The organism is uncultured Sneathiella sp., assembly GCF_963976355.1.
In the GTDB taxonomy this organism is placed as follows: Bacteria; Pseudomonadota; Alphaproteobacteria; order Sneathiellales; family Sneathiellaceae; genus Sneathiella.
In genome coordinates, this window is record NZ_CAXBKA010000005.1 from 167,029 (window position 1) to 181,521 (window position 14,493).

General features: G+C 53.3%; 14 protein-coding genes. 8 read left to right on the forward strand and 6 right to left on the reverse strand.

Annotation, left to right across the window (positions count from 1 at the left end):
* Positions 1-17: 17 nt before the first annotated feature.
* Together AAC599_RS13045 and AAC599_RS13050 are read right to left on the reverse strand one after the other, a co-directional pair.
* Complete coding sequence (locus AAC599_RS13045) at positions 18-644, reverse strand: FecR domain-containing protein (protein ID WP_340150841.1); 627 nt, start codon at positions 642-644, stop codon at positions 18-20.
* 78 nt (positions 645-722) lie between these two features.
* On the reverse strand, positions 723-1,781 hold the full coding sequence (locus AAC599_RS13050) for a carbohydrate kinase family protein (protein WP_340150842.1): 1,059 nt from the start codon (positions 1,779-1,781) through the stop codon (positions 723-725).
* A 144-nt stretch (positions 1,782-1,925) separates the two neighbouring features.
* On the opposite strand from AAC599_RS13050, the gene AAC599_RS13055 reads away from it, so the two are divergent.
* The 3 genes from AAC599_RS13055 (at position 1,926) to AAC599_RS13065 (ending at position 6,668) form a co-directional block, all read left to right on the forward strand.
* The gene (locus AAC599_RS13055) at positions 1,926-3,812 is read left to right on the forward strand and encodes an acyl-CoA synthetase (protein ID WP_340150843.1); all 1,887 of its coding nucleotides are present in this window, start codon (positions 1,926-1,928) and stop codon (positions 3,810-3,812) included.
* Positions 3,813-3,866: 54 nt separating this feature from the next.
* Positions 3,867-5,537, forward strand: a complete 1,671-nt coding sequence (locus AAC599_RS13060; RefSeq protein ID WP_340150844.1) for an acyl-CoA dehydrogenase family protein — start codon at positions 3,867-3,869, stop codon at positions 5,535-5,537.
* A 153-nt stretch (positions 5,538-5,690) separates the two neighbouring features.
* Entirely contained in the window at positions 5,691-6,668 is a 978-nt protein-coding gene (locus tag AAC599_RS13065) for a nitronate monooxygenase family protein (RefSeq protein ID WP_340150845.1), read from the forward strand.
* A 42-nt stretch (positions 6,669-6,710) separates the two neighbouring features.
* Here AAC599_RS13065 and AAC599_RS13070 read toward each other — a convergent pair whose 3' ends face one another.
* Entirely contained in the window at positions 6,711-7,493 is a 783-nt protein-coding gene (locus AAC599_RS13070) for an enoyl-CoA hydratase/isomerase family protein (RefSeq protein WP_340150846.1), read from the reverse strand.
* A 93-nt stretch (positions 7,494-7,586) separates the two neighbouring features.
* Between AAC599_RS13070 and AAC599_RS13075 the strand changes: the two genes are divergently transcribed.
* From AAC599_RS13075 to AAC599_RS13090, 4 genes are read left to right on the forward strand one after another with little or no spacing between them, the layout of a single operon-like run.
* Positions 7,587-8,096: a nuclear transport factor 2 family protein gene (locus AAC599_RS13075; RefSeq protein WP_340150847.1), complete on the forward strand. Its 510-nt coding sequence runs from the start codon at positions 7,587-7,589 to the stop codon at positions 8,094-8,096.
* Positions 8,097-8,099: 3 nt separating this feature from the next.
* Positions 8,100-9,344 carry an MFS transporter gene (locus AAC599_RS13080; protein ID WP_340150848.1) on the forward strand — a complete coding sequence of 415 codons (1,245 nt, stop codon included), beginning with the start codon at positions 8,100-8,102 and terminating at the stop codon, positions 9,342-9,344.
* 49 nt (positions 9,345-9,393) lie between these two features.
* Positions 9,394-9,855: a MaoC family dehydratase N-terminal domain-containing protein gene (locus tag AAC599_RS13085; protein WP_340150849.1), complete on the forward strand. Its 462-nt coding sequence runs from the start codon at positions 9,394-9,396 to the stop codon at positions 9,853-9,855.
* A 27-nt stretch (positions 9,856-9,882) separates the two neighbouring features.
* Positions 9,883-11,295: an MFS transporter gene (locus tag AAC599_RS13090; protein WP_340150850.1), complete on the forward strand. Its 1,413-nt coding sequence runs from the start codon at positions 9,883-9,885 to the stop codon at positions 11,293-11,295.
* A 35-nt stretch (positions 11,296-11,330) separates the two neighbouring features.
* On the opposite strand, the gene AAC599_RS13095 is transcribed toward AAC599_RS13090, so the two are convergent.
* Entirely contained in the window at positions 11,331-12,110 is a 780-nt protein-coding gene (locus AAC599_RS13095; RefSeq protein ID WP_340150851.1) for an SDR family oxidoreductase, read from the reverse strand.
* 32 nt (positions 12,111-12,142) lie between these two features.
* Positions 12,143-12,877, reverse strand: coding sequence for an SDR family oxidoreductase (locus AAC599_RS13100; protein ID WP_340150852.1), 735 nt, complete (start codon positions 12,875-12,877; stop codon positions 12,143-12,145).
* A gap of 103 nt (positions 12,878-12,980) precedes the next feature.
* Between AAC599_RS13100 and AAC599_RS13105 the strand changes: the two genes are divergently transcribed.
* Positions 12,981-13,883 (forward strand): HAD-IIA family hydrolase, encoded by a 903-nt coding sequence (locus AAC599_RS13105; RefSeq protein WP_340150853.1) that lies wholly within the window; start codon positions 12,981-12,983, stop codon positions 13,881-13,883.
* On the opposite strand, the gene AAC599_RS13110 is transcribed toward AAC599_RS13105, so the two are convergent.
* Complete coding sequence (locus tag AAC599_RS13110; protein WP_340150854.1) at positions 13,880-14,464, reverse strand: HdeD family acid-resistance protein; 585 nt, start codon at positions 14,462-14,464, stop codon at positions 13,880-13,882. The genes AAC599_RS13105 and AAC599_RS13110 overlap by 4 nt on opposite strands.
* Between the last annotated feature and the right edge of the window lie 29 nt (positions 14,465-14,493).

The following is a 14,493-nucleotide window of genomic DNA, read 5'->3' on the forward strand; positions in this document are numbered from 1 at the left end:
CTGACGAACTCTTCAATCTAGAATGCGACAGCGGCAAGTGCCTCGGCGGCCCGGCCAGCTCCCCATGTCGTCACCTCACTTGGCGGCACATCGTTACTTGTCAGGTTAACGCCGGTTCCCGGTTCAGTGAGGATACGTTGACCGGATGGGTTGGTCACAGATATCGACCCTTCAAGCAGCAAGACGCCATACTGACCGCGTGACGGACCAGCCCAGAAATCGGTCCCACGGACGCCGATCACACCAAAGCGGGATTGAACGACGATCTGAGGATCACGGGTTTTGCCAATGTGGCCCGTGATAAAACGAAACGGTCCTTGCAGGGCCCTTAAAATTGCAATGCTGATACCTACATCGGGATCGAACATAAATTTGTCGATGACGATATGACAATCTGCCCCGATATTGAGCTTTGTTCCGTCATGAAAAGTGATTTCAACGCGCGCCTCTTCTCCGGACAGAATTTCATCGAACTCCTGAACCTTGAAGCCGGTTTCAATATTCATTTGCTGACCGGCACGAACAACAGATGCCGTGTTTTTCAGCCGAGTTACTGTTCCAATGTCCTCGGCCATTGCTAGTGACACTATGCATATTACGAACAGAGCCGAGACAACAACGTTTAAGAGAAGATTTCTAACCATGGCGACAGTGCTCCTGATTGACTTCGTACTATATCATTCAGGAGGGACGTACAATGATAGATACCGGTAGTTGTGATCTCAGGCACGTAACAAAGCTTGCAGTTCCTGCAACCGCAACAAACTGCTCTGTGTATCCGGCGCGGCGATGACGGACAAAGCATTCTCGGTTGCCGCTTTCAGGCAGGTCTCAAGTTCCGCCCCGGCGGCGGCGTAGGCGGAGAGAGTGGTCGCGAAGGCATCTCCGGCCCCTGCGGTATTGACGACCTCTGCTTTGCCGGCTGGATGAAACCGGATGCCGTCTGATGTGCCGGCATAGGCCCCTTCAGCACCATTTGTGACCAGCACAATCTTTGGTCCAAGTTTGCAGACTTCCCTAACAAAACTCTCGAAGGATCGCCCGCCAAGTCCTCTATCCAGAAGAAGCGGGCCATCACTCGCGGCTCTTTCTGCGGAGATCGGCTGCCCTTTAGGTAACAGGGTCAGGGCGAGTTGTTCGGCCTCGACAGCATTGATGGAGAGCAGATCTACATGCGCCAAAGCCTCTACAATGTCGCCTGCCCAATATGTAATCTGGCGGATGCCTGGATTTGTTGCCACGAAGGCGCCTGCTTCCTTGGCGAGGCGCGTAATATGGGTGAGGCAGGCCGCTGAATTACCGGATAGGCTGGCGATATAAACCAGATCCTTCTGGTGAAACAGATCGGGATTGATTTCGTCAGTTGTGAGTGACGTGTTGGCCCCCCGGTTGGTAAATATAGTGGGGTTGCGGACATGAGACATGATCATGATGGCCTGCCCGGTCGCAAGTCTATCATCCATAATCATCAAGTCGGTTTCTACGTTTTCCGCTTCGAGCTCTTCTTTTATTTTTGCCCCTTCAATATCTTTGCCGGTCTTTACGAAAGCGCTTGTGCGATATCCAAGGCGTGCGAGCGCAACCGCGGAGTTTGCGCCGCCACCGCCGACAGAAGACTTGATGGAACTGACGTCAATCTTCCGGCCTTCTTCGAGCAGAAGGAAGGATGACGTGGCATTATGCATCGTCATTCGCTCGATATCTTGATCCTCGACCGAGGCGATAATATCAATTGTCGCGGAACCGATGGTAAGGGCGGTTAAATTCTTTAAGTCCTTCATGAAACCTCCGACGGTTGCAAAATCTGGCAAAGCAAGGCCGCCAGTTTTTCATTGTGTCCTGACTTTAATATGGCATCATGATCGACATAATTAGAGATGACCAATCATCCTGAATAAAAATAAAATACCTTGGGAGAAAAAAGAATGGCGAATTCGCTGAAAGCCTTCAACTTACCCTTTAATTCGCTTGCGGATGTCGAAAAGTTTGAGCAGACACCGATCGAGCAATGGGTTCCTTATCATTCTGTATATGATGCCTTTTGCGCGACCGTTGAGAAATTCGCGGACAAGCCTGCCCTGATCGCCTTGCCGCCGGGTGATCCAATGGGAGAGGGTATCCCAATCACATACCGGGAGTTGCTGGCCAAGACGAACCAGACGGCCAATCTGTTTCTTTCCGCAGGCCTGAAGAAGGGGGAGACGGTTACCTATATTTTGCCGCTCTGCCCACAGGCATATTTTACGATGCTGGGTGCGGAGGCTGTAGGAACGGTCAATGCAGTCAATCCCTTGCTGGAGCCGGAGCATATTCATGGTATTGCTGAAGCCGCGAATGCCACCATCCTCATTGCGACCGGACAGGCATTGAGCCCTGAACTCTGGGAGAAGGCCGCCTATGTTATCGAACGCATGCCAAACCTTAAGGCCGTATATGTGCTTGGTGGTGACAAGGAATGTGACGGCAAGAAAATTTTTCCACTTGATGCGGAGACAGCAAAGCAGGATGCGAGTGCGATAAACGGCCCGCTTAATGACTCTCTGGATGATGTTATTGGCTACTATCATACAGGCGGAACGACCGGGGTGCCCAAACTTGCGCCCCACACCAACCGGATGCAGCTCTCCCAGATCGCCTCGAGCGGTTTCGGTCTGGGTTATTCTGAAAAAGACTGCCTGTTGGCCGGGTTGCCGATGTTCCATATTAGTGGTTCCATCGTCGTTGGGCTGGTCCCGATGCTAAACGGTATCACTCTGGTGATTGTTAGCCCTCAGGGTTTTCGTGACCCTCTTGTGATCGGTAATTACTGGCGCCTTGTAGATAAATATAAAGTAACTGTTCTCGGCGGCGTGCCGACCATGATGTCGGCATTGTTGAACGTACCGGTCGGGGACGCCGATATCAGCACTTTAAGAGCCGGACTGACCGGCGGGTCTGCCGCGCCGATTGAGGTTCTGAAGGCAATCAGTGAAAAATCCGGTGTCCCCATGCTTGAAGGCTACGGGATGACGGAGGTGACATGCTTCACCACCATGCAGCCGCAACAGGGTGAGGTGCGCTTCGGTTCCGTCGGATTGCGCTTTCCTTTTGTCGAGGTAAAAGCGGCGGACATTGATGAAAGCGGTCATATTACCCGGTTTTCCGATGTGGACGAGATCGGTGAAATTATTATGAAGGGCATCTGCGTCACGCCCGGTTATGTGCAGGCAGAGTATAATCAGAAGGCATTCACGACCGATGGCTGGCTGCGTTCCGGCGACCTTGGGCGGATTGATGCGGATGGCTATATCTGGCTTACGGGCCGTGCAAAAGATCTGATCATTCGTGGAGGCCATAATATCGATCCTTCGATCATTGAAGAAGCGTTGCATGAACATCCGAGCGTGGAGCTTGCCGCCGCTGTGGGACGACCCGATGCCTATGCCGGTGAAATGCCGGTGGCCTATGTTCAGTTGAAGCCGGATGCAAATGTAACGCCGGAGGAGTTGAAGGAGTTCGCGCGTGAGCATATTCCGGAGCGGGCGGCGAACCCGGCGGACCTGACCATCTTAAGCGAAATGCCGCTGACGGGCGTTGGGAAGATATTCAAGCCTGCGCTCCGGCATGATGCCGCAGTGAAAGTCTTCAATGCCGAACTCAAGGCGCTTGCCGCAGACGGGGTAGTCATTACGGTGACGGTCGATAATCATCCGGTGCACGGCAGTCTGGCGACCGTGTCAGTCACGGGTGGAGACAAGGACCAATTGGGGCCACAGATAGCGGAAAAACTCGGGCCTTACACATTGCGGCATGAAGTTGTTTGGCAAGGATGAGATCGAGTCCCATATTCTATATCAGTCTCACACCTGTTGAGAAGGAGGCATGTCATGAATATCCGCAGCCCGATTTCTAATCTGCCCACCCATGAGGTGACAAATGTGCCGCCACCTCTCGGGGATCAGGATCTTTATGGCAAAGATTTGCCGTTGCAGGAAGGGCTGCGCCGGGAAGGGGCAGGATGGGCGGAACGCAATATAATCGATTTCGCCATGAAGGCGGGTAAGGAGGAAACGCTTGAATGGGCCAATCAAGCAAACCGGTACCCTCCCGAAATGAAAGCGTTTGACCGCAATGGCATGCGGATCAATCAGGTAACCTTTCATCCGGCCTATCACAACCTGATGGACCTCGCGATCGCCAACGACCTTCCGAGTTTTGCCTGGAACAATCCGCGCTTCGGAAACCATGTTGCCCATGGCGCACTTTCCTACCTTCTTAATCAGATTGAAGGCGGGGTTCTTTGCCCGATGGCCATGAGCTATGCCGTGGTGCCTGCCCTCAAGGCCACACCGGAGATAGCCGATGTCTGGATTCCGCGGCTGCTGGCGCAGGAGTACGATCCCCGGGATATCCCTGCGGAAGAGAAAAAAAGCATAACCATGGGCATGTTCATGACGGAGAAGCAAGGCGGCTCCGACGTGCGTGCCAATTCGACGAAAGCGAGGCCAGAGGGCACCAAAACCGGGCCCGGGGCTGCTTATATCCTCACCGGGCACAAGTTCTTCTGCTCCGCGCCGATGTCGGATGCCTTCTTGTCGCTCGCCTACACCGAAAATGGACTGAGCTGCTTTTTGCTTCCGCGATGGCGTCCCGACGGGACGCGAAATGGTCTTTATATCCAACGCCTGAAGGACAAGCTCGGAAATAAATCCAATGCGTCGAGTGAAATGGAACTTGTTGAGGCCTGGGGCCTTATGCTCGGTGAGGAGGGAAGGGGCGTCCGTACCATCATTGAGATGGTGCAGGGTACCCGCTATTACTGCGCAGTCGGATCCGCCGCCTTGATGCGACAGGCGGTGACACAGGCAATCCACCATGCGTCGCATCGCTCGGCTTTTCAGAAAAAACTTATTCAACAACCCTTGATGCAGAATGTCCTCGCGGATCTGGCGCTGGAATCAGAGGCTGCGACGACTTTGTTCCTGCGTCTTGGCCGTGCGATAAGTGATGCGGAAAAGGCCCCTGCAGAGGCGGCGCTGGCGCGTATCGGGACGGCCATCGGGAAATACTGGATCTGCAAACGCACGCCGGGCCATGTTTACGAAGCCATGGAGTGTCACGGCGGACCCGGATATATCGAAGAAAGCATCCTCCCCCGTCTTTATCGGGAGGCGCCGGTGAACAGTATCTGGGAAGGGTCGGGCAACGTGATCTGCCTTGATGTCCTGCGCGCGCTTTACAAGGATCCCGGTGCTCTTCCTGCATTCTTTGCGGAAGTGGAGCGCGCAAAGGGCGGCAATAGAAACCTTGATCTTCATATCACACGGCTGAAAGCTGAAGTCGATGAGCAGGGCAACTTCGAGGCGCGGGCTCGCCGTATCACCGAAATGATGGCGCTTGCCTGGCAGGCGGCACTCTTGGTGCAACATGCGCCGTCAGCGGTATCCGATGCCTTTTGTGCCTCACGGCTTGGCGATTACTGGTCCGGGGCCTATGGCACTTTGCCGGAAGGAACCGATTTTACCGCCATACTGAAACGGGCTGGCGCTTCGCTGTGATTAATATCGCTATGTCGGTAATTGGGAATTGCCTTTGGGTTGTTCTATCCGTTAAATATTCGGTATCAGAGATTACCTCTTGCGGCGGATTGTTGCGGTATGGGTGATCACTTCCTATAAATCAAGAAGAATAACAACCAGTCGGAGGCATCCATGAAAACAAGAATAACGGAACTTTTCGGTATTGAGCATCCCATCATTCAGGGGGGCATGCATTATGTCGGATATGCTGAATTGGCGTCAGCGGTCTCCAACGCGGGTGGGCTTGGTATCATCACGGGGCTGACCCAGAAAACGCCGGCGGATCTTGCCAATGAAATAGCCCGCTGCAAGGATATGACCGACAAACCCTTCGGCGTGAATTTGACTTTCCTGCCGAGCTTCACAGCGCCACCCTATCCGGAATATATCGAGGCGATCGTTAAAGGCGGTGTCAAGATTGTTGAAACGGCGGGTCGCAGCCCCGAAGCCTATATGCCGGCGCTGAAAGATGCAGGTATCAAGGTTATTCATAAATGCACCTCTGTTCGCCATTCCCTGAAAGCGCAGAAGATTGGCTGTGACGCGGTCAGTGTGGACGGTTTCGAATGCGGTGGACATCCGGGGGAAGACGATATCCCGAACATGATCCTGCTGCCCCGCGCGGCAGAGGAGCTTGAGGTTCCGTTCGTTGCGTCCGGCGGAATGGGCAATGCCCAACAGCTTGTTGCATCCTTGGCGCTGGGGGCCGACGGGATCAACATGGGCACCCGTTTCATGGTGACCAAGGAAGCTCCCGTCCATCAGAATGTCAAGGATGCGATCATTGCGGCAAGCGAGTTGGACACGAAGCTCATCATGCGGCCACTTAGGAATACGGAGCGTGTGTTGAATAACGATGCGGTTGAGAAGGTTCTCGAGATCGAGCGGGAAAAAGGTGCGAACACGAAGATCGAAGATATTGTCGATCTCGTCGGTGGTGTCTATCCGAAGGTCATGCAAGAGGGGAACGTCGGTGTTGGCGCCTGGAGCTGCGGCATGGTTGCCGGCCTCATCCATGATAACCCGACCTGCAAGGAGCTTATCGACAGAATTATGAGTGAGGCGGAGGAAATCATTAATAGTCGCCTTAGCAAGTTCGCCGCAGCTTAATAGTAGCTACCGTCTGGGCTGAAGGTATTGTAGCTTTCAGCCCTACTTGCCCGTCCAGACAGGTTTGCGTTTCTCGACAAAAGCTCTGCGGGCTTCCTTGCTGTCCTCTGATGCAAATGCAAGCGATAGAGCATCGAGCGCCGTTCCGGGAACGGTCTTGAAATCCATATTTTCCATTCGGTAGATAAGTTCGCGGGCGGCTCTCAGGCCAACCGGTGACATGCTGGCCACTTTCGCCGCCAGCTTGCGGCTTTCAAAGGCGAGGTCCTCTGGCGCGACGACGCGTGTAATCATACCGAGGCGCTCGGCTTCTATGGCGGATATAGGATCGCCCGTGTAAATCAGTTCCGCCGCTTTCATTCGGCCAATCAAACGCTGCAGGAACCAGACATGCATGCCGGGAGGGGCTGCGAGATTTGGAACGCCGGGATAGCCGAACTTCGCATCAGAAGATGCGATCACCATATCGCAGGCGAAGGCGAGCGTGCAGGCGCCTTCCATTGCATATCCATGCACGGACGCCATGATGGGTTTTGACAATGCGCGAACCTTGTCAATCATTTCGACGTAAAAGCGGGACAGAAAGGCTTTCATGTCAGTCGGGCCATATGTATCCAGCAGCTTCAAATCGACGCCCCCTGACAATCCTTTGCCCTTGCCGGAGAGAATTATAATTTTTACGTCCGGATCTGCATTCGCCTGATCAAGCGCGGCGAAATACTCGGTTGTCATTTCCGGATTGATGACATTGGCGGGAGGGTTGTCGAGAACAATATCGGCAATCCCGCTTTCCACGGAATAGTGGAGCAGGGAGAAGGTGGTCATTTTCTAACTCGCATTATTTTTTTACATATTTTCTGGATTGAAAGTAAATCATAACGCATGCTAGCGGAAGAAAATCAATAAAAAGAGGCTAAGATGAAGACGCCCGAATTTCGAGAATTCCTGAAACGGTTTTCAAATGCCGCAGAATCCGGCGATGGGGAGGCCTTCGCCGCCTGTTTCACCGAAGACGGCATTTATCATGATTATGTCTACGGAGATCACCAAGGGCAGGCGGAAATCGCCGATATGATGGAAAATCAGTTTCATCGTGATGCCGGAGAGGACTACCGCTGGGAAATGTTCGATCCGATCTGTGAGGGCAACATCGCCTATGCATGGTCTCTGTCGAGCTTCACGTCTACAGTCCCGGAGTTTGCGGGGCAAAAAGTCGTCATTGACGGTATGAGCCGATTTGAGCTCCGGGATGGGCTGATTGCGGACTACAGGGAATCGGTCAATGGCGGGGTTGCCATGGTGCAGCTCGGCGTTCAGCCCGAGCGGATGGCCAAAGTATGCGCCAAATGGGCACGCATGCTGATCGAGCAACCGGAAACTCAGGAATATCTCGCCCGGTCAAAAGGGTCCCGGAAAGACGGACAGTAAAAGATGACCTCATCAGGCGGTAGGGACAGCACGCCGGAGGGCGGAAGTTTGGCAGCGGGCATTCCCTATGGACCGCTCATTCTGACGTTGGCGATGCAAACCCTGGCGACGATGGCCGCCTTTTCCGCGCCGACCCTTGCGCCGAAGATTGCCGAAGATCTTGGCGTGGACGGCCATCTTATCGGCTTTTTTGTCTCGACTGTTTACGGCATAGGTATCTTCTCTGCGCTTCTCTCCCCCGATTTTATCCAGAAGTTCGGGGCGGTTCGCGTCGGACAGTTTGTCATGCTCGGCGTGATTGCCATGCTTGCGATTGCCGGGTCCGGTGGATTGTCCGCCCTGGCATTCTGCGCAGTAGTTCTGGGGCTCGGATATGGTGCGACGGCACCGGTTTCGACACATCTGCTTATTCCAAGAACAAAACCCAATGTTCTCAATCTGGTCTTTTCCATACGTCAGATCGGAGTCCCGCTTGGGGGCGTGCTGGGGGCATTGATATTACCGTTTCTGGCAGTGGAGTTCGGGTGGCGCATTGCCTTCTGGGCACAGCTATTTCCGGCGGTACTTCTGCTTTTGTGGTTTCAGAATTACCGTAACAGCTGGGATGCGGATAGGAACCGAGCGCATATGCTCTTTAAAGGAGAACTTTGGCGACCGCTCTATCTTCTTCGCGATAACCGTTTGATGCGACTGCTGGCAATTGCCAGCTTTGCCTATGCAGGTATCCAGCTCTGTTTTATTGGTTTTATGGCGCTGCATCTGACGGAAATGACTGGCCTCAGCCTGATTGCCGCAGGGCAGGTTCTTGCGCTGTATCAGATCTCGGGTGTTGCCAGCCGTCCACTCTGGGGGTGGATTGCCGACAGATATATAACATCGATACGCCTGCTGGGCGTGCTCGGGCTGGTGATGGGTATTGCTGCCATAGCCGCCGGACAGTTTTCCGATAGCTGGTCGATCTGGTTTGTCCTGCTGGTAGCTGTTGTGGCCGGTGCAACGGCAAGCGGTTATACCGGCATTGCGTATGGGGCATTTGCCGCTTTCGGCGGAAAATACAGAACGGAAGCAACGGCGCTGGGGTCAGGCGCTATGTTTGCCGGGGTGCTGATCATGCCAACGGTCTTCGGCCTTATCGTCGGTGATGCAGCCCAATATTGGCAGGCATATGGCGTGATGGCGCTGATTGCGGCGGCAAGCGGGGCCTGGCTGATGATGGCAAAGGTGCCGACTGAAGTAACCTCGGACTGAAAGTCGGTTCGGATAAGAATGATGTCAATAAAAAGAAAAGGAGAGGTAAATGGAAATCGTTGGACTGGGGCTACATTTTGAAGAATTGCCCATGGGCAAGCAATTTAAAACGATCGGGCGCACGATAACTGAGTCCGATATCGTCAATTTCATCAATTGTACTGGAATGACAGAGGTATTGTTCATAGATCTTGAATATTTGGAACACCACTCGGATATTCGGGGGCGGGTCGCACCGGGAGCGCTTGGCTATACAATTGCGGAAGGACTTCTCGTACAGTCGACAATGCAGCATACAGGGCTCGCATTTTTGAATATGGAGCTGGATGTGCGGGCGCCGGTATTTGCGGGGGATACGATCCATGTCGAATGCGAGGTAATCGAATCACGGCTGACATCCAAGGGAACACGGGGGCTGGTTCGCACAAGAAACAAGATAATCAATCAAAACGGGCAAGTTGTTATTGAGTATACGCCACTTCGTATGGTTAAATGCCGTGATATTGACTGAGGGCGGCTAACTTTTTGGGGAGGGGCGATGGCAGCGAAGGAGAAACTTACGGCTGCGCAAGTGAGTGGCCTTGCCGCCTTGCTCATCGGAACGCTAGTCATTACCAATGACTTTACGGCCCTCAATATCGCCATCCCTGCCATTGAGAGAGCTTTCCGCGTCGATGTCACGACGGCGCAATGGGTAATTAGCGGATATGTGCTGGTGTTCGGGGTGTTTATCGTAACAGCCGGTCGCCTTGCTGACATGTTCGGGAGGCGACGTATTTTCCTTATTGGAACTGCAATCTTTTGCCTTTTTTCGCTTATTGGTGGCCTTTCAGAGAATGCCTGGGCTCTGCTTGGCGCAAGAGCCATAATGGGCATTGGCGGATCAATGATGTGGCCCGCCCTGATTGGCATGATGTATGGCCTTTTACCGGAAGAGAAAGCGGCGCTCGCGGGTGGTCTTCTTATGGGGGTTGCCGGTATCGGGAATGGTATGGGGCCCATGCTGGGCGGCGTCTTTACGGAATATCTGAGCTGGCAGTGGATATTTTACATTAACGTCCCGGTGTCAATCATCGCGGCTCTCACCATCTATTGGGCCGTCCCTGCCGACAGTGATGAACAGGTGAAGGAGGAGATCGATTATCCTGGAATCCTGACACTATCGTTCGGTCTGTTCGGTTTGATGCTTCTGCTGGATATTGGTGCAGATATTGGTTGGTTCAGTCCTGTAACTATCGCTCTTTTCGGCGTGTCCGTTATTTTTCTTGTTTTCTTTGTCATGGTAGAACGCCGCGCAGGACAAGGTGCACTGGTGCCCGAGGAAGTTATTGCAAACCGGGAGTTTGTGATGATCAATTTGGCTGCGCTCATGGTTTCGGCTATCTATTTTGGCGGGCTTATGTATCTTCCACAATTCATGATGAAGGAGCTTGGCTATTCTGCGGCACAGGCAGGGGCTGGCCTCTTGCCGCTCCTTGGTATGTTCGCGGTTTCGTCTTTCATTGCGGCGCCGCTTTACGACAGGCTCGGTCCGAAGTTGGTGAACAGTCTGGGCGCCTTGTGCCTTGCTGGAGGGATTTATCTGTTATCCTGGCTTGATGCCTCAACCAGATTCTCAGGGTTGGTGCCCGGCATGATGATTGTCGGATTGGGAACCGGTCTCTTCTATTCCTCGCTCACCACAGCCGGGATAACCTCGGTGGGTCAGGCGCGAAGCAGTCTTGCAAGCGGTATCATCTTCATGGTGCAGAATGCGGGTGGGGCCGTCGGTCTTGGGCTGACCACTGCCATCGTCGTGACGGCGCCATCTTTAGCGCAAGGCATTGAGCGGGCCTTTACGGTCAATGCGATATTGGCACTTCTTGCAGTCGCGGTAATTCTATTTTTCGTCGCGGGTCCTTTGACGCTTGAGAATCTTTTTCCGACTCGCAAAACTGAAGAGGAAGATTAGTTTTTGTTCTCTTCCATCAAAAGAAATTAGGCCGTTCAGGCGTTCTTGATCGTAAGGCCCGCATCAACGGGCAGCGCCACCCCATTGATGTAGGAAGAGGCCGGCAGAACGAGGCTTAACGTCGCATGAGCGACCTCTTCCGGCACGCCATAACGTTTCAGTGGAATGCGTCGCTTGGCAAAAATCTCTTTATGCTCGTCCTTGATCCGTGAGGTTATGCCTGTATGGATCGCTCCCGGACAGATGCAGTTCACTGTGATCCCGTATTTAGGGAGTTCCACCGCCAGAGAGCGAGTCAATCCGATAACGCCATGCTTGGCGGAGGTATAGGGCGCCACTTCAGGTGTTGCGCCAAGCCCTTCTGTGGAGGAGATATTCACAATTCTCCCTTCGCCGGAAACCTTCAAAAGGGGCAGTGCCGCGCGGATAAGCCGGACATGTGCCGTCAGCAAGCCGTCGAGATGTCGTTGCCAGTTTTCTTCAAAGGCATCGTCTTCGACCGACATGTGACCGGAGAAACCGGCGTTGTTGATCAGGATATCCAGCCCACCAAAATGATCGCCAATTTTCGTAACAATGGACTGAATTTGCGATTTGTCGGTCACGTCCAGAACCCAGCCTTCAGCAGAGCCGCCTGCAGAACGGATTTCCGCTACGACCTTATCCACCCCTTCCTGCGTCAGATCGGTGACAGCTACATTTGCCCCCTCATCCGCAAAAAGATGGGCGGTGGCCCGTCCCATTCCGCTTGCCGCGCCTGTGATCAAGGCGGTCTTGCCGGCGATTGAGCGACTTAGCTTTGACAGTTTTGTCATCTGCTTTCCTTTTTATATCTGCTGTATGGGACTTATAAAATGAGCCCGCCATCGACGACAATCGTCTGTCCGACAACATAACTCGCCAGCGGAGAGACCAAATAAAGCACTGCCCCGGCGATATCGCCCGGAGTGCCAAGCCGCCCTTGTGGAATAGTCGCGATTGTCGCCTCCCGTCGTTTCGGGTTTTCCGTTGTCACCTTGGTCAACTTGGTGTCGACAAGGCCGGGTGCGACCCCATTAACCCGGATACCTTCCCCGGCCCATGCCTGGCCGAGTGTTCTGGTCAGGCCGAGCGCTCCGGTCTTAGACGCGTTATAGGCAGGGTTTCCTTTGGTCGCATGGTATCCAGCAGTCGAGCTGATAATGACCATAGATCCATGCGATTGCGCCAGCATATCATGAAATTTTGCCGCGCAGGCCATCAGGCTGTTCAAGTTAGTATCGATAACTTTCATCCAGCCCGGCATCTCAAACTCACCGCGGCTGTAGACGACCGTTCCTTGTGACAGGACTAGGATATCCAGCTTATCGAATGCCGGGGCATAGTTGTTGATGGCATCAAAATCACTGACATCCATCTGCCCATACTTAAGGCCGCTCAAGTCTGAGCCTTCGACATCGTCGTAATCTTCTGCGGTCTTGCGTGTACCCCAGACATGAACTTCCGCCCCACGGTCCTTGAGCGCATGGGCGATACCATTTCCAATTCCGCTTGAGCCGCCCACTACGAGCGCTGTTTTCCCTGAAAAATCAAGATCACCCACCGGCTCCTCCCTCTTTTTATTTTTTTCAAACTTTACGGCGTAAGATGCAACGGAGTAAAGCATAACCTCCAAGCTTTCAGGTTTGCCAGGGAAATTGCAAGACATGGTCACGCCCGTTGAGATATTCGAACGCTATGAGGAAATCCGACCGCGGCTTCCCGCGGCAAAATTTCCAAGCCGTAGTCACTCGATTGACAACCTCAGCACCATTTCAGACGAAATAGATGTCTTTCTTCTGGATGCGTTCGGCGTCTTGAATGTGGGAGAGAGGGTCATTCCGGGCGCTGTCCATAGACTTGAAATGCTTGCTGATCTTGGAAAGCAGATATTTGTTCTAACGAACGGCGCGACATACGACAGCGGGCAGGCATATCAGAAGTATCGTAAGTTCGGTTTTAATCTGAGACCGTATCAGGTGATTTCCAGCCGCGATGTAGCCGTATCGGCACTGAAAAATTTCCCCGATCGATTTAACTGGGGCGTCGCCGCGACGGATTATTCAGGCATTGAAGAGTTGCCGTACCAAACCAGATTATTGACTGATGATCGGCGTTCGTATGAAGACGTCGATGGCTTCCTCTTCTTAAGTTCCGCTGACTGGACAGATTATCGGCAGCGATTACTGACGGAAGCGCTTCGGCGTCGCCCACGTCCCTTTATTATAGGCAACCCAGATCTGGTTGCTCCGCGTGAGGAGGGATTGTCCTTGGAGCCGGGCTATTTTGCCCATGCGATTGCAGATGAAACGGGGAGTGTGCCGGCTTTTTACGGCAAGCCGTTTGAAGATGTGTTTAATCTTGCGCTCGAGGCAGCGGATCTATCGGGCATTGACCGCCGCCGGATCGCTATGGTTGGCGACACTCTGCATACCGACATCCTTGGCGGTGCCGCCGCAGGGTTGCGGACGGTTCTTGTGACGGATCATGGGCTGTTCAAAGGGATAGATACGTCAGGCCTGATAAAACGCTCTGGGATCGTACCGGACTTTATTGCAACAACGACCTAGACATCCGTATTGGGTCTGGCGGCAATTGCATTGGAGATCAATGCCATGCCGACAAAGAGAAAATTGATTCCAACGAGCAAGCCGATGGCCCAGCTTGCCGTATCAGGCCATCCGCGCATGATGAAATAAGCAAGGAATAGGTCAACTATGCCACTGACCATCGTCCAGCCCCAACTCCTGATATGATTTCGAAATTGCAGGGCAACAATAATGGAGAAAACACCCTGAAAAATGAAGAGGGCTACAAGAACCATCGTCAGAGTCAGGATGCCCTCGGCGGGTTTTGCAATCAACAGGACACCAAGGACAATCGCGAGAAAAGCTCCGAGAAGTGATAGGACTGTCCCTGGAAGACTGCGGGAGCGAAACAGGGTAATTCCCCGAACAACGCCTCCCATGATCAGGATCCAGCCGATGAAAATGTCTATCGCCAATGTCGCGATCTGTGGAAGTACAATTGCCCCCACACCCAAAAGGCTAAGAATTAGTCCCTGAAACAGGAACAACTTCCAATGCTTGGCGAGCTCCGCCGCCATCATATGCTGCAATTCTTCCAGCTTCGGTGGAACATTTTCACTCATGGCTTCCCTCGTTCCCAACGTGTTTTCCT